Genomic DNA, 19,627 nt, shown 5'->3' on the forward strand with positions numbered 1-19,627 from the left:
GGGCGGAGCTTATTAGGTACGGTAGTTTCTTATGACTAACCCACTGCTAACTCCCTCCACGCTGCCCTACCAGCTCCCGCCGTTTGCGGAGATCAAGGTCGAGCACTACCGCCCCGCCTTCGACGAGGCACTCGCGCTTCACGACGCCGAAATCACCTCCATCACCGACAACCCCGCCGCCCCGACGTGGGAAAACACGGTGGAGGCGCTCGAGCGCTCCGGCCAGGACCTCGACCGCGTCATGGCGGTCTTTGGCAACCTCTCCGGCACCGACGTCACCGAGGAGATGGAGGAGATCGCCGCCGACATCTACCCGCGCCTGTCCGCGCACTATGACGCGATCTACCAGAACGAGGTGCTCTACGCACGCATCAAGGAGGCCACGCCGCCTGCCGACGACGCCGAAGGCCAGCGCCTCCACGACCACCTCCTGCGCACCTTTGCCCGCAAGGGCGCCGACCTCGACGCAGCCGACAAGGCCCGCCTGTCCGAGATCAACCAGCGCCTCTCCGCGCTCTCCGAAGAATTCGGCCGCAACCTCATGGCGTCTACCCGCGAGCGCGCGGTCTCCTTCACCGAGGAAGAACTCGAGGGTCTGCCCGCCGAGCGCATCGCCTCCGCCAAGGCCGACGCCGAGGCGTTAGGCCGCGAGGGCTATGTCATCCCGCTGGAGCTGCCGACCGTGCAGTCCGAGCTGAGCCGTCTGGCGCGGGAGGATGCGAGGGGGAGGTTGTATGGGGCGTCGGCAAGCAGGGGTTCCGAGAACAACATCCCGGGGCTCATCGAGGCCGTCCAGCTGCGCGCCGAGCGCGCCGAGCTGCTGGGCTTTGCCACGCATGCCGACTACGTCATCGCCGAAGAAACCGCCGCGACTGCCGACGCCGCCCGCACCATGCTCTTCGACCTCGCCCCCGCCGCCGCGGCCAATGCCGAAGGCGAGCAGAAACTCCTCGCGGAGGAAGCAACGCTCAACGGCCAAGGCTTTAGCGTCGCGGACTGGCCTTATTGGGAATCCAAGGTCCGCGCCCGCGACTTCTCCCTTGATGAGGAGGAGCTGCGCAAGTACTTCCCGCTGGATCAGGTCCTGGAGAAGGGCGTCTTCGCCGCCGCCGAGCGCCTTTACGGCATCACCGTCATCCCGCGCGATGACCTCGAGGGCTATGCGGAGGGGGTCCGCGTCTGGGAGGTGATTGACGGAGACGTCAATCACGAGAGTAAGGGGATCGGCCTTCTCCTTACCGACTACTTCGGACGCCCCACCAAGCGCGGAGGCGCATGGATGAGCGAGTTCGTGGGCCAATCCCGGCTGCTGGAGCGCAAGCCGGTCATCGTCAACGTCATGGGCATCACCAAGCCCGCCGACGGCTCGCAGCCGCTGCTAAACATGGACGAGGTCCGCACCGTCTTCCACGAATTCGGCCACGCCCTGCACGGCCTGCTTTCCGACGTCCGCTACCCCACCTTCGCCGGCACCAACGTGCCGCGCGACTGGGTGGAGTTCCCCTCGCAGATCAACGAGAACTGGGCGCTCGATGAGAGACTGGTCAAGGAATACGCCCGCCACGTGGAGACCGGCGAACCAATCCCGGACGAGCTTCTCGCCGCCATTTCCGCCGCATCCGAATTCGGCCAGGGATTCGCCACCTCGGAGTATCTGGGGGCATCGATCATCGATCTCGCGTGGCATTCCCTGAGTGCTGCCGACGCCGCCAAGCTAGAGGCCACCCCGGAGGCCGTCGCCGAGTTTGAAGCCGAGGCCCTACGCGCGGCCGGGCTGGACAACGAGCTCATCGCCCCGCGCTACCGCTCGACGTACTTCAACCACATCTTTGCCGGTGGCTACTCCGCGGGCTACTACTCCTATCTCTGGGCCGAGGCACTCGATGCCGATGGTTTCGAGTGGTTCAAGGAGCAGACCGACCTGCGCGCGGCTGGCCAAAAGTTCCGCGACGTGATCCTGTCGAAGGGCGCATCCCGCGACTTCACGGAGGCCTACCGCGAATTCCGCGGCCGCGACAAGGACGTCGCGCCGCTGCTCAAGCGCCGCGGCCTGGCCGGCGCCTAGTCCCGACTAGTTATCCACAGATTTCGTCAAATGGCGAGTTGGGGGCTTGGCGGCGGGATGGAGCGCTTTTAGGCTGCGGGGTATGAGATTGCAGACGTACTTCGCCGCCCTCGGCCGCGCCATTGACCTGGTGGCCGAGTGCGCGGGCCTGTCTGAATCTGACTTGGTGGCCCTCGGCGCCGCGCCTGCCGACGCCACCGTGTTCCTCTCCCTCCACCACACCTACTTCGGGCACACCTCATCGACGAAGAAGCAGCGCACGGCGGTGGAAGCCGCGCGCCGGCGGGGACACGGGCTGGTGACCTTGCAGCTTATCGAGCACTTCGTGGCCAAAGTTCGGGACCACAACAAAGCATGGGATTTGCGCGTGGAGCTGTGCCAGACCAGCGCGGAGCTGGTGGAAAAGGTAGCTCGCAAGCGCCTGCGTCAGATGCGTAAGCCCCGCACGTATGCCGAGCGCGCCAAGCTCACCCAGCATGGCAACGGCCTTGCCACGCTCACGGTCACCGCGGACTCGCTGCAGCTGACCGGCGTCTTCGAAGGCATCGACCAGGAACGCCCCGGCGAGAGTTTCCTGGAGAACCTGGAGGGCGGTGGCATCAAGACTGAGCTTGCCACCATGGCGGTCCTGCAGCTCGATGACTATGCCGAGCTGCTCAAGGGCAATACGGAGAAGGACGGCGAGGAGTTCATCGTCCGGACGACCAGTGGTGCGACGATGACCGGATCGCAGCTGGTGGAGCGCGCTTTGCTGGACAAGGGGATCATCGTGGCGGTCAGCCGCGAACACGGTCCGCTCGATGTCTTCCGCTTCCAGCGCTTCGCCACCGCCAAGCAGCGTCTTGCCTTGGCCGCGGAGAATCCCTGCTGCGCCTGGGAGGGCTGCAAGGTTCCCTTTGAGAAGTGCCAAATCCACCACATTAAGGCTTGGGCCCGCGGCGGGCCCACCAACATCCTCAACCTGGTGCCGCTGTGTCCGTACCACAACGGGGTCAACGACGACGACCCCGATGCCCCGCCCTCGCGCGGCCGCATGGATCGCGTCGGCGGGCGGGTGGCATGGATCCCGCCATACGACGCCGCGCCGGTCTTCACCAGCGCCTTCAACTAGCCACCGCGCCCACCTTGGCAGCACTCATCTTGGCAACGTATAGCCGGGCAAGGTGCATGATTGTCCCGAACCCCGCAGGAAATCACCTCCTCGCGGGGCATTCGGCATGCCGGCTTAACTAATGGAACTGATCATGCCCTCGAGCCTGTCCCGCAGGAATGCTGGCGGGCCAAGCGGTTGGGCCGGATGCCCAATGATGCGGGCGGGCGGTTTAGCCGGCGTTGCGCAGCGCGGTGGCTAGCCCGTTCATCGTGACCTGGATGGTCTTGGACACCAGGAACTGGTCGTCGCCGCGGCGGTAGCGGCGCAGCAACTCCAACTGGACGGCGTTGAGCGGAAGCAGGTAAGGATAGCGCCGCTTGAGTGAACGTGCTTGGCGCTGATTCTCGCTCACCAGATCCGCGTTACCGGTGACCTTGAGGTAGACCTCGCGGGTGCGCTCAAATTCCTCGGATATCAGGCCAAAGATACGGTCTGCGGTGTCCTTGTCGTCGACCAAGTTGGCGTACAGACGCGCCAGCTGCATCTCCGCCTTGGCCATGACCTGCGCCATGTTGGCAAACACAGAACGGAAGAAGGGCCACGTGCGATACAGCTCGCGCAGCTCCTCCCAGCGCTTTTCTTCTCCAGCTCCGGTATCTGCTCCAGCCTTCTCGGTCACTGCTACATCCGCTGTGGCATTTACCGCTCTTGCTGTACCTCCGGAGGCTGTCGATCCTCCGGAGGGTTGCTGAACCCACGCCGTCACCGCGCTGCCCACGCCGAACCAGCCCGGAATGTTGGTACGAGACTGTGACCACGACAGCACCCAGGGAATCGCACGCAAATCCGTAATCGCGGTGGTCTGCTTGCGCGAGGTCGGGCGCGACCCCAGGTTAAGCTCGCCAATCTCGTGCAGCGGGGTGGACTGGGTGAAGTAGGTGATGAACCCGGGGTCGTCGACAAGCTGGCGGTAGGCCACGCCACTCAACGCCGCCAGCTCGCGCATGATCTCGTAGGCGCGCTCCGGATCCGCAATCGGCTCGGTATCCAACAACGATGCCTCCAGCGCTCCGGAAACAAACGCCTCCAAGTGGCGGCGCGCGGTCTCCGGCGCACCGTACTTCGCAGAAATCACCTCACCCTGCTCGGTAATGCGCACCGAACCCGACACCGCCCCCTTCGGCTGCGCCAAAATCGCGTCATACGTCGGGCCGCCGCCACGGCCCACCGCACCACCGCGACCATGCGCCAGCCGCAACTCCACGCCGTGGCGCGCGCAGAGCTCAACGAGGGCCAGTTCGGCGTCGTATAGCGCCCAGTTCGCCTGCAAATACCCGCCGTCCTTGTTGGAATCCGAGTACCCCAACATCACCTCTTGGACATCCCCGCGCGAGCGCAGATGTTCACGGTAAACGGGCACCTGCCACAGCTTCTCCAGGATGCCGGCGCCCGCCTTCAGATCCTCGATGGTCTCAAACAGCGGCACCACGTCCACCTGGCTCAGGCCCACCTCCTTGAGGAGCACCATCGGCTCCAGAATGTCGGAGACGGTTCCGGTCATAGAAATAATGCAGTGCGACACCGACTCCGGCCCAAAGTCCCGCACAGCGCGCGCCGCCGCGCGGAAGATGCCCAGCTCCTTGGCCGTATCCTCGCTGAACCCCTTCTCAGCGTCGGGGAAAAGCAGCGGCCGATTGGTCTGCAGTTCGCGCACGAGCAGCGCGACCTTCTCCTCCTCCCCCAGCGCGCGGTAGTCCGGGGTGATGGTGGCCGCGGCGAAAATCTCGGTGAGGACGTTCTCGAAGGACTCCGAGTTCTGGCGCATGTCCAGCGTCGAAAGGTGGAATCCGAACGTCGTCACCGCCGAGCGCAGCCGAGCCAAGCGGTCATCGGCGATGATATCGTCATTGAACTGGCGCAGCGAGCGGTCGATCACGTCCAGGTCCCGCTTGAGTTCCTCCGGAGACGCATAGGCGCTTGGCGACGCCTCCCCCTCCAACCTCGCCAGCACCTTCTTCCGGATGCCGAAGATGGCCCGGCGGTAGGGTTCGTCGACGCGGGATTTTTCGTCGTTGTGGGAGGCGTCGGCAAGCGCGCCCAGCTCCTTGGAGCTGGAGGAATAGCGGTCTGACAGGGAGAGCTCGCGCTCCAGCTCGCCGAGCTCGTCGGCGTAGTACTGCAGCACCGTCGCCGCGGCCTTGCGGGTGGCATAGGTCAGGGTGTGCTCGTCGACGTACGGGTTGCCGTCATGGTCGCCGCCAATCCAGGAACCGGGACGGACGACGGGGGAATCGGGAAGCTGCTGGCCAAAGGTCTCACGCATGGCGTGGCGAATTGCGCGGTTGAGGGCAGGGACCTGATCAAGCAGCGACAGCTTGTAGTAGCGCAGGCCGACGTCAATCTCGTCTTCGAGGGTGGGGCGGGCGATGCGAATCAGCGCGGTCTGCCAAAGCAGCGTCATGCGCAGATACATTTCCTTCTCGATTGCCGCCATGTCGCCGCCGCGGTGCGATTCCTTGAGGAGAGTCTTGATGCGGGTCTGAGTATCAAAGACGGTGCGGCGGCGGGTTTCGGTGGGATGCGCGGTGAGAACGGGGGCGACGTGCGCGCCGCGGATGACGGAGGAGGCGTCGGTTGGCGTGACGCCTTCTTCCTTGAGCTTGGCGAATGTCTTGCGCAGGGAGACGGGCGCTTCAACGGACTCGTCATCCAGATCCTCTACGAGGTTGGCGATGAGCGCGAAATAGCTGAATGCACGGGCCACGAGGTTGACCTTAGTGATGTCGAGATCGCGGAAGATGGCGACGAGGTCTTCGGGCTTTGCATCGCCGTGCGCCACGTCGAAGGCCATGCGGCGGGTCGATTCGACGAGCTCGAAGACATCCTCGCCTTCCTGCTGCGCGATGACCCGGCCGAGCACCCGGCCGAGGAAGCGGATATCTTCGCGGACTTGTTCAGGGGCGGGTGCGCTCACGGCAAAGTGCCTTTCTGGGCGTGATGTGTTCAGCTGGCACATCTCAATGTATCCCAGATCACTATTGAGCGATAGTTATTTAAGGAAAGAGCTTCCGGGCAGAATTAGTTAGCGAACGAGGGAAGCGAGCCACGCGGCGTGGAGGCGCGAGTCGCCGTTTTCTTCCGGATGGAAGCTCAACGCCGTGACGCATCCTTGGCGCACGCCCACAATCACCTCGCGCCCCGCGGCAGGACGGGTTCGTGCCCCGGCACCACTTCCCTCACCACTGACCTCAATGTCATGTGCAGGGAGGGGCACGGTGGCGATGACCTCGACACCCTCGCCCGCGCGGGTAACGATGGGCGCGCGGATGAAGCTCGCTTCGATGGCTAGAGGCTCGCCGACCCCTGAGGCATTTACGCCGGACCTCTGGCCTTCCATCGCGACGGGCACGGTGCGCTCCTCCGAGAAGCGCTGGTTGCCGAAGGCGTTGCGGCGCACGGAGACGTCGATAAGCCCCAGCGTCTGCTGGCCCGGTGCGGGGTTTTCCAGCTCGCGGGCGCTGTAGATGAGCCCCGCGCAGGTGGCCAGGACCGGCAGCCCATTTTCGACGGCGCGGCGCAGCGGCTCAGCGACGCCAAAAGAGCGCGCCAGTTTATCGATGGTGCTCGACTCGCCGCCCGGCAGAATGATTCCGTCCAGCCCGTCGAGATCCTGCGGCAGGCACACCCGGCGCGTTGCAGCGCCGAGGTTCTCCAGCACAGCGATGTGCTCTTCCACTCCGCCTTGCAGTGCGAGCACGCCGACGAGTGGTCGCGTCGTGTCCGCCGACTTCTTCACTGCGGGCACAGGTCCTACCAGCCACGCTCAGCCAGGCGGTGCGGGGCGGGGATGTCGTTGACGTTGATGCCCACCATGGCCTCGCCCAGGCCGCGGCTAATCTTAGCCAGCTCGGCCGGTTGGTCGTAGAGGGTCGCTGCCTTCACGATGGCCTCCGCGCGCTTCGCGGGCTCGCCGGACTTGAAGATGCCGGAGCCGACAAAGACGCCTTCGGCGCCCATTTGGCGGACGAGGGCGGCGTCGGCAGGCGTGGCCACACCACCAGCGACGAACAGCACGACCGGAAGCTTGCCGGTCTCCGCCACCTCAGCAACCAGGTCGTACGGCGCCTGCAGCTCCTTGGCCGCAACGTAGAGCTCGTCGCGGTCGAGGTTCTGGAGGCGCGCAATTTCGCCCTTGATGGTGCGCAGGTGCTTGACGGCCTCGGAGACGTCGCCAGTGCCGGCCTCGCCCTTGGAGCGGATCATGGCCGCGCCCTCGGTGATGCGGCGCAGGGCCTCGCCCAGGTTGGTAGCACCGCAGACGAAGGGCACGTCGAAATCCCACTTGTTGATGTGGTTGACGTAATCGGCGGGGCTGAGCACCTCGGACTCGTCGATGAAGTCGACACCCAGCTCGCCGAGAATCTGCGCCTCCACGAAGTGGCCGATGCGGGCCTTCGCCATCACCGGGATGGACACGGCGTTGACGATGCCCTCGATGAGGTCCGGATCGGACATACGGGCCACGCCGCCCTGGGCGCGGATATCGGCCGGCACGCGCTCCAGCGCCATGACGGCGGAAGCGCCCGCGTCTTCAGCAATTCGTGCCTGCTCCGGGGTAACGACGTCCATGATGACGCCGCCCTTGAGCATGTCAGCTAGTCCACGCTTGACGCGCGTCGTGGCGCGTCCCTGTTCATTCTTCTGTTCAGTCATGGCTCACATAGTGGCGCAGAAAATTGGTCCAAGACAAGAGCCATTTCCCGAGTGTTGAATTAGACCACTTATGATGGGGCCGTGTCTTTCCGCCTCGACCCATCTGATACGCGCGCGCTGCCGGTGCAGATCGCCGAAGCCCTCCGCGCCCAAGTCGCGGCGGGCATTCTGCTGCCCGGCGAGCAGGTTCCATCGACGCGCTCACTAGCCCGCGATTTGGGCATTTCCCGAGGCAGCGTGGTTACCGCCTATGAGCAATTGACCGCCGAGGGCTACCTGACCGCGGCGGTTGGATCGGGCACCGTCATCAACCCGCACCTGCCCCACGGGCGCGCCCCGCAGCCTCATCCTGCGCCACGGCCCTCCCCTGCCCCACCGCGCGTGGAGTTGACCCCCGGTTTGCCCGATACGGCCGGAATCATCACCCCCGAATGGAGGGCGGCGTGGCGCAAGGCCGCCGTGGATTCTTCCGGCGATCTCCCCCGCGAGGTGGCCGCGCACCTGCGCCACATGCGCGGGCTGACCGTCGACCCGGCCTATGTCGTCATCACCGCCGGCGCCCGCGACGGGCTGTCGGTGCTGCTGCGCGCGCTGGGCGGCCATTTGCGCGTGGGCGTGGAATCCCCCGGCTACCCCAGCCTGCGCCGCATCCCCCAGGCCTTGGGGCACACGCTTGTCGACGTCCCCACCGACGCCCACGGCGTCACCGTCCCCACCGTTGACCTCGACGTTCTCATCGTCACCCCCTCCCACCAGCACCCCTATGGCGGTTCGCTGCCGGCTGCCCGGCGCGCGGAGCTCGTCGAGTGGGCGCGCGGCAATGACGTGCTCATCATCGAGGATGATTTCGATTCCGAGCTGCGCTACGTCGGCCAGCCCTTGCCCGCGCTGACCGCGCTCGCTCCGGAACACACGGTGTTGCTGGGCACGTTTTCCTCGGTGATTTCGCCGTCGATTGCCTGCGGCTACCTGGTCGTGCCGCCGAGCTTGCGCTCGGCGGTGGATCAGGTGCGGGAGATCTTCGGCCAGCCTGTCGGCGCTATCCCCCAGGCGGCGCTGGCGAACTACTTAGCCAGCGGTGCGCTGCGGCGGCATACCGGGCGGATGCGCCGCGCCTACAAGCGCCGCCGCGACCTCGTCCAAGCCGCGCTGGAAGACACCCCAGCTACCCTTCTGCCCATCCACGGCGGGCTCCACGCGGTGTTGTTGTGTGAAGAGGGCGTCGTCCAGCGCGCGGCCAATCTGGGCCTCACGCTGACCCCGCTGCGCGATTATTGGGGCGGCGCGCCCGCCGAGGAAGGCGTGGTCTTGGGCTTTGGGCATTTGAGCGACGTCGAACTCGCCGCCGCGCTGGAGCTGATCAAGCAGGCTTTAGCAGACTGAGCCCTAACCGGCGCTTGCCAAGGTCACGGTAGCAAGAGTGCGGCCCGTCGGTTGCTCGCTGCCGCCTGCGGGTTCCTCGGTGACCATGACTTTGACTGCCGCGCCGTCGAAAGGCATCCATACCCCATCGTGTGGGTCCTGGCCGATGACCCCCGCCGAAGCCATGCCGCCATCGGCGCTGACTGCCCATACCTGGGCGCCCATGCCATCGGCGAGCTGCGGCTGGCCATCCACCATCGCGCCGGATTTCTCCATCGACGCCGAAGACACGATATCCAGCTGTGCGCCCGACGCATCGGCGTTGCCCTGCATGAGATCCTCTGCCCCCATGATGGCGTGCATCGACTTCTCGCCGGGCGATTCAGCCTCTACCCGCGCGCTATCGCTCGTCTGATTCTGCGAGTCATCGGACTGCAACAAGGGCGGCACGGCAACCATGCCTACTACGAGGACCGCCGCGGCAGCCGGCACCGCCACGAAGGTCCGCCAACGGCGGCGCGGAAGCTCGATGACCTCGGCAGCTTCGCCACCGCCAATTTCCGCAAAGACGGCATCTTTCATTCGCGCCGGCGGTTCGACCTCGGGGAGGGAATCGAGGAAGTCATCGAAAGTCTCATCAGAAAACTCATGTGTATTGCTCATCGCCCCTCCCTTTCGAGAATCGCTTTTAGCTTCTTAACACCGTCGCGCACGCGCGTCTTGGCCGTACCCAGCGGTACTCCCGTTGATTCTGCCAGCTCAGCATGCGTCAAGCCATCGAAAAAAGCGAGCGCCACCGCGGTGGAATGCGGCTCCCCAATTTCGTCGACGGCCCGGCGCAGGAGGTGAGCCTCCACATTGTTCAGGGCTTCGTCTTCGATCGGCTCAGCGAAAGTGGCGTGATCAAGCTTCGAGTCGCGGTCATCGCGCTGCACTGCGGCCACATGGCTGCGCAGCTTATCGACGGCCCTCCCATGCGCCAACCTGCCCACCCACGACCGCGCGTTTCCTCGCTGCGGGTCAAACTTCGCAGCGGAGGTCCAGACCTCAACGAAGACATCTTGAGCAACTTCCTCTGCTAAGGCGGGATTGCGCAGAACGCTCAGGCACACGCTGTACACGGTGGGCGCGAGGGCGTCGTAAAGCGCGCTGAAGGCATGCTTGTCTGCGGAAGCGGTCTGAACCAAAAGGCGGTTCAGCCGCGCATGTTCATCAGGTGACATCGCAGGCACGGGTGTTGAGCTTACCTCCAGCAGCGGGGTGGACATGGCAGTTTTACTTAGTCATTTCCTCGCTCGGGGCCATCATCTCCGAGCTGGGCATCATGTCCATGTCTTCCTTCTTGTCGTTGCAGGCAACCAACCCGCTGGCGGCAACAGCAAGTGCAGCGGCGACAGTAACAAGCTTCTTCATTTCGGTGCTCCTTCTTCAAGCAATCGGGGCTCGGCTTTTCCGGGCCCTGTATCTGACTATTCGGAGCCGCCCCGCGATGCGAATTGGATGGATTTAAAACCAATCCGTTTTTCACTCGTGCTCCGAACTAGTTGCATACCCACACCGCACACCAAGCGAAGGAGTACAGCATGCTATCAACGCTGTTCATCGGGTTTACCGGTGGCCTTATCACGGGCATCTCGCCCTGCATCTTGCCGGTCTTGCCGCTGGTCCTCGCCGTTAGCGGCGGCTCACGGTGGCGGCCATGTCAGGTCGTAGGCGGACTCGTCACAAGTTTCAGCCTCGTCACGCTGTTTGCGACAACGCTGCTCAATTCCCTAGGACTGCCCGCCGACATCCTGTGGAAGGTGGGAATCGTGCTGCTCGTTCTCGTGGGCCTGGGAATGGTGTTTCCCCGCGTGCAAGAAATCCTTGAGTGGCCTTTCCAGAAACTCCCGAAAGCTGGCAGCTTGCAATCCAAGGCCCGCGGCAAAGGCGGGTTCGTCGTCGGCTTGGCCATGGGCGTTGTCTTCGTCCCCTGCGCCGGCCCTGTACTCGCCGCCATCTCCGTGGCGGGCGCCACTGGGACTGTCGACGCCCACATCCTCGCCCTCTGCCTCTCCTTCGCCCTCGGCGTGGCCATCCCCCTGCTGGCTTTCGCTTTGGGCGGCAACGAGGTGGGCAAACGCGTCGATGCCTTCCGCTCTCACCAGCGCGGGGTGCGTATCACCGCGGGAGTGGTAGTTATCGTCATGGCTGGTGCGATTTCGCTTGGCGCGCCCGCCTGGCTGCAGCAGAAGCTCCCCAGCATCAACGCCGACGCCACCCCAGTTGAACAGGCCGCCCGCACAGCCGAAGGAACCCCCGTGCCCACGTTCGCGGGGTTGACCGGCTGGTTCAACACGGATGCGCCCGTCGATCCGCGCACCTCCGGCAAGGTCACCCTCATCGATTTCTGGGCCTATGCCTGCATCAACTGCCAGCGCAACAACACGCACCTGACCAAGCTCTATGCGCACTACAAGGACTACGGTCTCGACATCGTCGGCATCCACGCGCCGGAGTACGCTTTCGAGCACGAGGCAGCCAACGTGCGCCGCGCGGTCCGCGAGCAAGGAATCGAATACCCGGTGGCGCAAGACAATGACTTCGCCACGTGGAAGAACTTTGGGAATCGGTACTGGCCGGCGCACTATGTCGTCGACAAGCACGGCATGCTGCGCCAATCCCACCATGGCGAGGGCGACTACGCCGAGACCGAGCGCCTCATTCGTGAGCTTCTCCTCGAGCGCGACCCCAGCATAGAGCTACCCGAACCAATCGAGACCGCCGATGCTCACAGTGCGCCGCGCTCACCGGAGACGTACCTCGGCACCGCACGCGCACAGTATTTCACCAACCCCGATTACCGCGACGGCACGCACCAGTTCACCACGAGCGAGCCACCGTTAGGTCAGTATTCGCTGGGCGGGACGTGGACGCTGGCCGACCAGCCCATCACCGCCGGACCTCACGCGCGGCTGCGACTGAACTACCGCGCCGCCTGGGTACAGCTCGTGGCATCAGGGCAAGGAACGGTTCGCGTGCATCGCGCCGATGGTTCGGTCCGCACCTTTGACATCACCGAGGACGGCACGGTGGATCTCGTCCGGGAACCTGACAATCACACCGAAACAATCGAGCTGGAAGTAAGCAAAGGGCTCTCGCTGTATTCCTTTACTTTTGGCTAGCGTGGGGTTTATGAAGATTTCGCTGTATGGACAATCCGCCGTGGCCGTTGAGGCTCCCCAGGGGCGCATCGTCATCGACCCCGGTCCCCTCTCTGACCTGAGCTGCCTCGAGGACGCCAAAGCGGTGCTGCTCACGCACGCGCATGGAGACCACCTCGACGTCGACGCCGTGCGTGCGAGCGGCCTGCCGGTGTGGGGAACGCAGGAGGCTATCGACGCCATCGGCTCCGGCACCGCAGTTCACACCGGAGAAGAATTCGAGGTGCTGGGTTTGAAAATCCACGCGGTGGGCGGGCTCCACGAGGAGATCCACCCCAATATCCCGCGCCCGGAGAACCTGGGTTATTTCTTCGGCGGCGTGCTGCACCCCGGCGACCAGTGGGTTGTCTCGGAAGGACTCACGGTAGACGTGCTCCTGCTCCCCATCGCCGGCCCGTGGGTGCGCGGGGCGGATGCCGCGGATTACGCCATGCGCATCGGTGCGCGGCTTACGGTTCCCATCCATGACGCCGTGCTTTCCGACGCCGGCAAGCAGATCACCGACGGCATGCTCCAACGCGCCGGGGTGAGCGGCTATCGGCGCCTGCGGGTTGGTGAAAGCATCGAAATTTAAGCCGAACCAACCGCTCGGTCTATTTTTATTCTCGGGCTTGCCTGCGGTTTCTAGAAAACCACTAACGGCACTGAACCGCTTGGTCTAGCCTTTCCTGACATGAGCACCAAATACGATAATTCCGCAGTAAACGAGTGGTCCTTTGCCACCCGCGCCCTCCACGCCGGCCAGAACCTGGACGGCTCCACCAACGCACGCAACGTGCCGATTTACCAAACCACCTCGTATGTCTTCAACGACGCCGAGCACGCCGCCAACCGCTTCAATCTCTCGGATGCCGGCCCGATTTATACCCGCCTGACCAACCCCACGCAGGACGCGCTGGAGGAGCGCCTCGCTTCCCTCGAGGGCGGCGTCGCCGCCGTAGCTTTCGCCTCCGGCCAGGCCGCCGAAACCGCGGCCATTTTGAACCTGGCCTCCGCCGGCGACCACATTGTCACCTCCCCGCGCCTCTACGGTGGCACCTCCACCCTCTTTACCGTGACCTTGAAGCGCCTCGGCATCGATGTCACCCTCGTGGAGAACCCCGACGACCCGGCATCCTGGCAGGACGCCGTCCAGCCGAACACGAAGGCTTTTTACGGCGAGACCTTCGGCAACCCAGTCGCCGATGTCCTCGACATCCCCGCCATCGCTGAGGTAGCGCACAAGAACCAGGTCCCGCTCATCGTGGATAACACCATCGCCACCGGCGCGCTCGCCCGCCCGCTGGAGCTGGGCGCAGACATCGTCGTGGTTTCCACCACCAAGTTCTACAGCGGCAACGGCTCCGCCATCGGTGGTGCCATCATCGACGGCGGCTCCTTCGACTGGACCATCGAGCGTGACGGCGAGCCCGTCTTCCCCTACTTCGTCACCCCGGACGAGGCCTACCACGGCCTCAAGTACGCCGACCTGGGTGCGCCGGCCTTCGCCGTCAAGGCGCGCGCAGGCCTGCTGCGCGATACCGGTGCCGCCATCTCCCCCTTCAACGCCTGGCTGACGCTGAATGGCATTGAGACGTTGCAGTTGCGCGTCGAGAAGCACAATGCCAACGCCCAGGCCGTGGCCGAGTACCTGGAATCCCACGCCAAGGTCACGAAGGTCAACTACGCCGGCCTGGAGTCCTCGCCTTACAAGGCCACCAAGGAGAAGCTGGGCTATGACTACACCGGCTCCGTGCTCTCCTTCGACATCGACGGCGGCCGCGATGAGGCGTGGGCGTTTATCGATGCGCTGAAGCTTCACTCGAACCTGGCCAACATCGGCGATACCCGCTCCCTGGTGGTGCACCCGGCGACCACCACGCACTCCCAGTCCGATGAGGCAGCGCTCAAGGCCGCGGGCATTACGCAGGCCACGGTGCGCTTGTCCGTCGGTATTGAGGACGTCAACGACATCATCGCCGACCTCGAGCGTGGGTTCGCGGCCATTGGTTAGCGCCATCCCGGAGCTCGCGCCCGAAGGCGAGCTCGCCGTCGTCCCCATCGGTGACTTCACCACCGAAGCAGGCGCCGTGCTTGCCGACGCCCACGTGGCCTACCAACGCTGGGGCGCTTTCGCCGGCGACCCGGACGGCGTCAACAACGTCGTGGTGGTCGAGCACGCGCTGACCGGGGATTCCAACGTGGCGGACTGGTGGTCCGACCTGGTGGGCCCGGGCAAGGCCCTGGACACCACGCGCTGGTGCGTTATCGCGACCAATGCGCTGGGTGGCTGCAACGGCTCGACGGGGCCGAAGTCGCTGCACCCGGATGGAAAGCCGTGGGGCGGGCGCTTCCCTGCGCTGTCGATTCGGGACTTGGTGGAGGCCGAATACGACTGCTTGACGCAACTGGGCATTTCCCGCGTGCACGCGGTGCTCGGCGGCTCGATGGGCGGGGCGCGGACTCTGGAGTGGAGCTTGCTGCACCCGGAAAGCGTGTCCGCGGTGTGCGTGATTGCGGTGTCGGCCAGGGCTTCGGGCTGGCAGATTGGCATCCAATCCGCGCAGATTTCCGCGATCGAGCGCGACCCGTTTTGGCATGGCGGAAATTACTACCTCACGGACAAGACTCCGCGGGATGGTTTGGCGGCGGCGCGCCGCATTGCGCATTTAACGTATCGCGGCGAGCAGGAGATCGACGAGCGCTTCGGCGCTACCGCACAGCAAGGCGAGAATCCCTTGGGGCCGCACCGCCAGCTCAACCAGCGTTTCGCGGTGAACTCCTATCTGGATTACCAGGGGGCTAAGCTCACCGAGCGCTTCGATGCGGGTTCCTACGTGGTTCTCACGGAGGCGCTGAACCGGCATGACGTCGGCCGCGGGCGCGGCGGGCTCATCAAGGCGTTGGCGGCCTCCCAGGTGCCGACGATGGTGGTGGGCGTGGACACGGATATCCTCTACCCCTATCACCAGCAGGAGCACATCTCCCGCAACGTCAACCAGCTGCTGGCGATGGCCAAGATTGTCTCACCCGTGGGCCACGATGCTTTTCTGACGGAGACCCGGCAGATGAACCGTATCCTGCGCAACTTCCTGCTGCTCTCGGCGCCAAATGGCTTAGACGTGGGCCCTGCGTACGTGGGCGATGAGTATTACATCTAATCCTGTCTGATTAAGATCCAAGCGCGTCGATGGAAAAGGCCATGAACACCATCGCCGTGCCCAAGATGCCTGTAAAGCAGGCATCGAAGCGCCGGGAGCGCACCGCGAGCACGCCGACCCGCGAGGAGTCGCAGGTCAGGCGGACCACCGTCAGCCACACCAGCGCCCCGCCCAGCAGCAGCGTGGCGCGGCGCCAGTGCTCGAACACGGCATAGAAGCCCGACACGACAACCGCCGCCACGAACAAGCCGATGGCCAACCACTGGAGAGCCGGCGGCAGCGCCGAGGGCTTCAGGTGCGCATCGTGCGGGTTCGATAAAGACACCGGCGGCGCAGTTTTCCCGCGCGGCTGTGCTGGTTGCTCAGACATACTCACTACTCGAGCGCTCGACTTCACACGCTACTGAGCGGCGAGCTTTTCGGCGCGCTCGACGATGTTGCTCACCAGGAACGCGCGCGTCAGCGGGCCCACGCCGCCCGGGTTCGGGGAAACGTAGCCGGCCTTCTCCCAGACGTCCTCAGCCACGTCGCCGGCGAGTTTGCCGTCAACGCGGGACACGCCGACGTCGAGAACCGCAGCGCCTTCCTTGACCATGTCGGCGGTGAGCATGTGTGCCTTGCCAGCGGCCGCGATGATGACGTCTGCTGCGCGGGTCTCCGCGGCGAGGTCCTTGGTGCCGGTGTGGCACAGCGTCACCGTGGAATTCTCGCTGCGGCGGGTGAGCATCAGGCCAATCGGGCGGCCTACGGTCACGCCGCGGCCGATGACCACGACCTTGGCACCATCAAGCTCCACGCCGAAGCGGCGCAGCAGGTGGATGCAACCGTTCGGCGTGCACGGCAGCGGGGCGTCCTCGTTGAGCACCAGCTTGCCCAGGTTGATCGGGTGCAGGCCATCGGCGTCCTTGGCCGGGTCGATGAGCTCGAGCACGCGGTTTTCATCCAGGTGCTTCGGCAGCGGCAGCTGCACGATGTAGCCGGTGCACGCATCGTCATTGTTGAGCTCTTCGATGACGCGCTCGAGTTCTTCCTGGGTAACGTCGCCAGGCAGGTCCTTGCGAATCGAATTGATTCCGAGCTTCTCGCAATCGCGGTGCTTCATCTTCACGTAGGAATGCGAACCCGGATCATCGCCCACCAGGACCGTGGCCAGTCCCGGGGTAATCCCCTTCTCCTTGAGGACGGCCACGCGCTGGGCCAGGTCCTCAAAAATCTCGTCGCGGTACAAGTTGCCATCTAGTTTGGTAGCGCTCATGCCCACCATCCTAGACTGATGCCCATGAGCAGCTTGCACATTGTCTTCGACAACCCCGTGATCCCCACCAACACCGGCAACGCCATCCGTACCGCCGCCGTCACGGGCGCGAGCCTGCACCTCATCGAGCCCCTCGGCTTCAACTTCGAGGACAAACACCTCAAGCGCGCGGGCCTGGACTACCACGACCTGGCGGATCTCAAAATCCACAAAGACTTCGACGCCTGCATGGAGGCCCTCCCCGGCGCGCGGGTCTTCGCCTTCACCACCCACACAGATAAGTGGTTCACGGACATCGACTACCAGGAGGGGGACGTCCTCCTCTTCGGCACCGAGCCCACCGGCCTGCCCGAGGAACACGCCTTCCACCCGCGCGTAACGGAGCGCGTGCGCATCCCCATGATGCCGGCTAGGCGCTCGATGAATCTATCCAACGCGGCGTCGACGGCCGTGTACGAGGCCTGGCGCCAGCTCGGCTTCCGTGGCGCGGTCTAACAAGTCGCGGCACAATGTGGGTGGACTTTCACAACAAAGGAGAAACCTTGCCTAGCCTGCGCCCACTTCTTGATTCCCTCACTACCCGCGTCGAAGCTTCGTCTGCCGCGCACGCCGCGCAGATCGCGCGCGTGGATCCCGTCCACCGCCCCGGCGCGGTCAACCTCGTGCGCTACATGGAATTGCGTTCCCAGGACGCCGTCGAAATCCAGGAAGGCCTCACCGCGTTGGGCGCCACGAGCCTCAGCCACCCGGAGCCCGCGGTGCTGGAGCGCCTCCACGCCGCGCGCAACGTGCTCGACGCCTTCGATGGCCACGCACCGACCTACCCCGTGCAGCCGATTGCCACGGCCTATGCGGACGCGGACGATATCCTCGACGCCAACACCGAAGCCCTCCTCGGCCCCACCCAGGAGGACACCCACGCGCGCATCATGGTGACCCTTCCCACCGAGGCCGCAGATGACTATGAGCTGGTCCTCGGTTTCGCCCGCGCGGGCATGGAACTAGCCCGCATCAACTGCGCCCACGATGGCCACGAGGCCTGGCAGAAGATGGTGACACACGTCCACCGCGCCGCTGAAGAGGTGGGGCGCGAGATCCTGATTTCCTGCGATATTGCTGGCCCCAAGGTCCGCACCGGCAGCATCGAGCCGGGCCCGCAGGTCATTCGCGTGCGCGGCGAGCGCACCGCGGCAGGTGAGCTGCTGAGCCCGGCAACGCTCGTGCTTCACGACGCCCCCTCCTCTACCCGCGCCCACGGGGTGGCGGGGGAGGCGTCGCCAAGCGCGGCCCGCCCGGCGGTAGCGCTGGAGGTGGATGGCAAGTGGTTGGCGCGCCTGCGGCCCGGCAGTGAGGTGCGCTTCACCGAGGCGCGCGGACGTGCCCGCGTATTCACCGTGGAGAGCGCGGAGACAGGCGTGGCCGTGCTGCACGGGGAGCGCAACTGCTACCTCGCCGAGGGGACGGTGCTCAACCACGGCGGGGAGATCACTCGGGTCCATGGGGTTCCGGCCCTTGAGCAGAAGATTCGCCTGCACCGCGGCGAGGAGTTGGTGCTGAGCACTTCGCAGGAGTCGGCGCGCATTATCGAGGGCGAGGTGACCACCATTGGGTGCACGTTACCGGAGGTGGTCGGTGCGCTCGAGGTGGGACACCGGGTGATTTTCGATGATGGCGCCATCGCCGGCCGCGTCCGCGAGGTGCGGGATAATGGTGCGGCGCGCGAGGCCGTCGTCACCGTGGAGCACGCCGGGCCTACCGGCACCAACCTGGCCGCCTATAAGGGAATCAATCTTCCGGATACCGACATCCCGCTGCCCAGCCTCACCGAGGAAGACATCGAGGCACTTCGTTTTGTGGCCACGCACTGCGATATCGCGGCGGTCTCCTTCATCCGCACGCCGGACGATGTGGCCTTCCTCTATGACACGCTCGAGGAGATTGCCGCCGAGCAAGAGTCCGCGGAGATGGCACAGCGCGTGCGGAATGTGGGTATCGTGCTCAAGATTGAGACGGTTCCCGCCTATGAGCAGCTGGGAAGTGTGCTGCTGGAAGGCATGCGGCATGCCAAGTTCGGCATCATGATTGCGCGCGGCGATTTGGCCGTAGAATTGGGATTCGAGGAGATGGTCCAGGTGCCGGGGCGCATCATGAAGGTCGCGGAGGCGGCCCACATCCCGGTCATCATGGCCACGCAGGTGCTGGAGACCCTGGCCAAGACGGGGCTTCCCTCCCGCGCGGAAATCACGGACGCGGGCTATGCGCTGCGCGCGGAGTGCGTCATGCTCAACAAAGGCCCGCACATCACGGAGGCCATTGAGATTCTGGACCGCATGTCCCGCAAGCTGGGCCAGTCGCGGCTGAAGAACCGCCAAAAGCTGCGCCAGGTGAGCAGCTGGACCAACTAATTCAGGCAACGCATATGAAACGCGGCGCCCTCGAGCGCCGCGTGGTGAGGATCACCTAACCGAAAGCGGCGAAAAACTAGACAGACCTATATTTACTTAGGTTAACCTATAACGGTAATGCTTTAGAGAAAGAGAGCTCACCGTGAAGTTGTCTGGGTGCCCACGGCAAACCGCCGACGCCATCCCCATGGGATGCACCATCACCTTGGGAAACGAGTGCATTTCCTGCACCTGTGACGCCGCCTTGGCAGTGCGCCTCGGCGAGCTAGGCATCCGCCCCGGCGCCACACTGACGATGGGCCCGCGCGTGGCCGGCGGCGCCCGCGTTGTCTCGGTGGGCAGCTGCCGCTATGCCATCGACAAGGCAACACTGCAAGCCATCGAGGTCTAA

The 19,627-nt window shown here is 64.8% G+C and carries 18 protein-coding genes; 10 read left to right on the forward strand and 8 right to left on the reverse strand.

The genetic code is table 11. The features are described 5' to 3' along the window. Positions 1 to 31 precede the first annotated feature (31 nt). Together QP999_RS01100 and QP999_RS01105 are read left to right on the forward strand one after the other, a co-directional pair. Positions 32 to 2,065 (forward strand): M3 family metallopeptidase, encoded by a 2,034-nt coding sequence (locus tag QP999_RS01100; RefSeq protein WP_284847432.1) that lies wholly within the window; start codon positions 32 to 34, stop codon positions 2,063 to 2,065. 82 nt (positions 2,066 to 2,147) lie between these two features. Next, a complete protein-coding gene (locus QP999_RS01105; protein WP_144675604.1) occupies positions 2,148 to 3,176 on the forward strand; it encodes an HNH endonuclease signature motif containing protein in 1,029 nt (342 codons plus the stop codon). 211 nt (positions 3,177 to 3,387) lie between these two features. On the opposite strand, the gene ppc is transcribed toward QP999_RS01105, so the two are convergent. The 3 genes from ppc to pdxS form a co-directional block, all read right to left on the reverse strand. Further along, a complete protein-coding gene (gene ppc, locus QP999_RS01110; protein ID WP_502870647.1) occupies positions 3,388 to 6,174 on the reverse strand; it encodes a phosphoenolpyruvate carboxylase in 2,787 nt (928 codons plus the stop codon). A gap of 66 nt (positions 6,175 to 6,240) precedes the next feature. Next, positions 6,241 to 6,954 (reverse strand): pyridoxal 5'-phosphate synthase glutaminase subunit PdxT, encoded by a 714-nt coding sequence (pdxT, locus tag QP999_RS01115; protein WP_284847435.1) that lies wholly within the window; start codon positions 6,952 to 6,954, stop codon positions 6,241 to 6,243. Between the two features lie 14 nt (positions 6,955 to 6,968). After that, the gene (pdxS, locus tag QP999_RS01120; RefSeq protein ID WP_070521426.1) at positions 6,969 to 7,871 is read right to left on the reverse strand and encodes a pyridoxal 5'-phosphate synthase lyase subunit PdxS; all 903 of its coding nucleotides are present in this window, start codon (positions 7,869 to 7,871) and stop codon (positions 6,969 to 6,971) included. An 81-nt stretch (positions 7,872 to 7,952) separates the two neighbouring features. Here pdxS and pdxR point away from each other — a divergent pair, with 81 nt between their 5' ends. Then, complete coding sequence (gene pdxR, locus QP999_RS01125; RefSeq protein WP_284847438.1) at positions 7,953 to 9,254, forward strand: MocR-like pyridoxine biosynthesis transcription factor PdxR; 1,302 nt, start codon at positions 7,953 to 7,955, stop codon at positions 9,252 to 9,254. A gap of 3 nt (positions 9,255 to 9,257) precedes the next feature. On the opposite strand, the gene QP999_RS01130 is transcribed toward pdxR, so the two are convergent. From QP999_RS01130 to QP999_RS01140, 3 genes are read right to left on the reverse strand one after another with little or no spacing between them, the layout of a single operon-like run. Beyond that, positions 9,258 to 9,896: an anti-sigma factor gene (locus QP999_RS01130; protein WP_070530682.1), complete on the reverse strand. Its 639-nt coding sequence runs from the start codon at positions 9,894 to 9,896 to the stop codon at positions 9,258 to 9,260. Then, positions 9,893 to 10,501 (reverse strand): sigma-70 family RNA polymerase sigma factor, encoded by a 609-nt coding sequence (locus QP999_RS01135; RefSeq protein ID WP_284847441.1) that lies wholly within the window; start codon positions 10,499 to 10,501, stop codon positions 9,893 to 9,895. The genes QP999_RS01130 and QP999_RS01135 overlap by 4 nt, the downstream gene beginning before the upstream one ends. Before the next feature lie 7 nt (positions 10,502 to 10,508). Further along, positions 10,509 to 10,646, reverse strand: coding sequence for a hypothetical protein (locus tag QP999_RS01140; RefSeq protein WP_167595548.1), 138 nt, complete (start codon positions 10,644 to 10,646; stop codon positions 10,509 to 10,511). Between the two features lie 170 nt (positions 10,647 to 10,816). Between QP999_RS01140 and QP999_RS01145 the strand changes: the two genes are divergently transcribed. The 4 genes from QP999_RS01145 to metX all read left to right on the forward strand — a co-directional run bounded on the left by QP999_RS01145 (position 10,817) and on the right by metX (position 15,576). Then, positions 10,817 to 12,397, forward strand: a complete 1,581-nt coding sequence (locus QP999_RS01145) for a cytochrome c biogenesis protein CcdA (protein ID WP_284847443.1) — start codon at positions 10,817 to 10,819, stop codon at positions 12,395 to 12,397. Positions 12,398 to 12,407: 10 nt separating this feature from the next. After that, positions 12,408 to 13,010: an MBL fold metallo-hydrolase gene (locus QP999_RS01150; protein WP_284847445.1), complete on the forward strand. Its 603-nt coding sequence runs from the start codon at positions 12,408 to 12,410 to the stop codon at positions 13,008 to 13,010. 99 nt (positions 13,011 to 13,109) lie between these two features. Next, complete coding sequence (locus QP999_RS01155; RefSeq protein ID WP_284847446.1) at positions 13,110 to 14,429, forward strand: O-acetylhomoserine/O-acetylserine sulfhydrylase; 1,320 nt, start codon at positions 13,110 to 13,112, stop codon at positions 14,427 to 14,429. Then, positions 14,407 to 15,576, forward strand: a complete 1,170-nt coding sequence (metX, locus tag QP999_RS01160) for a homoserine O-acetyltransferase MetX (RefSeq protein WP_284847449.1) — start codon at positions 14,407 to 14,409, stop codon at positions 15,574 to 15,576. The genes QP999_RS01155 and metX overlap by 23 nt, the downstream gene beginning before the upstream one ends. Before the next feature lie 10 nt (positions 15,577 to 15,586). On the opposite strand, the gene QP999_RS01165 is transcribed toward metX, so the two are convergent. Both QP999_RS01165 and QP999_RS01170 read right to left on the reverse strand, forming a co-directional pair. Further along, positions 15,587 to 15,901, reverse strand: a complete 315-nt coding sequence (locus QP999_RS01165) for a DUF3017 domain-containing protein (protein WP_083299009.1) — start codon at positions 15,899 to 15,901, stop codon at positions 15,587 to 15,589. A 75-nt stretch (positions 15,902 to 15,976) separates the two neighbouring features. Beyond that, a complete protein-coding gene (locus tag QP999_RS01170; protein ID WP_284847450.1) occupies positions 15,977 to 16,831 on the reverse strand; it encodes a bifunctional methylenetetrahydrofolate dehydrogenase/methenyltetrahydrofolate cyclohydrolase in 855 nt (284 codons plus the stop codon). Positions 16,832 to 16,855: 24 nt separating this feature from the next. On the opposite strand from QP999_RS01170, the gene QP999_RS01175 reads away from it, so the two are divergent. The 3 genes from QP999_RS01175 to QP999_RS01185 all read left to right on the forward strand — a co-directional run bounded on the left by QP999_RS01175 (position 16,856) and on the right by QP999_RS01185 (position 19,627). Beyond that, positions 16,856 to 17,326, forward strand: a complete 471-nt coding sequence (locus QP999_RS01175; RefSeq protein WP_070521448.1) for a tRNA (cytidine(34)-2'-O)-methyltransferase — start codon at positions 16,856 to 16,858, stop codon at positions 17,324 to 17,326. Positions 17,327 to 17,340: 14 nt separating this feature from the next. After that, a complete protein-coding gene (locus QP999_RS01180) occupies positions 17,341 to 19,236 on the forward strand; it encodes a pyruvate kinase (protein ID WP_502870648.1) in 1,896 nt (631 codons plus the stop codon). Between the two features lie 142 nt (positions 19,237 to 19,378). Then, positions 19,379 to 19,627, forward strand: a complete 249-nt coding sequence (locus tag QP999_RS01185; protein ID WP_070521454.1) for a FeoA family protein — start codon at positions 19,379 to 19,381, stop codon at positions 19,625 to 19,627.

This window comes from Corynebacterium sp. MSK004, from assembly GCF_030232515.1.
GTDB lineage: Bacteria > Actinomycetota > Actinomycetes > Mycobacteriales > Mycobacteriaceae > Corynebacterium > Corynebacterium hesseae.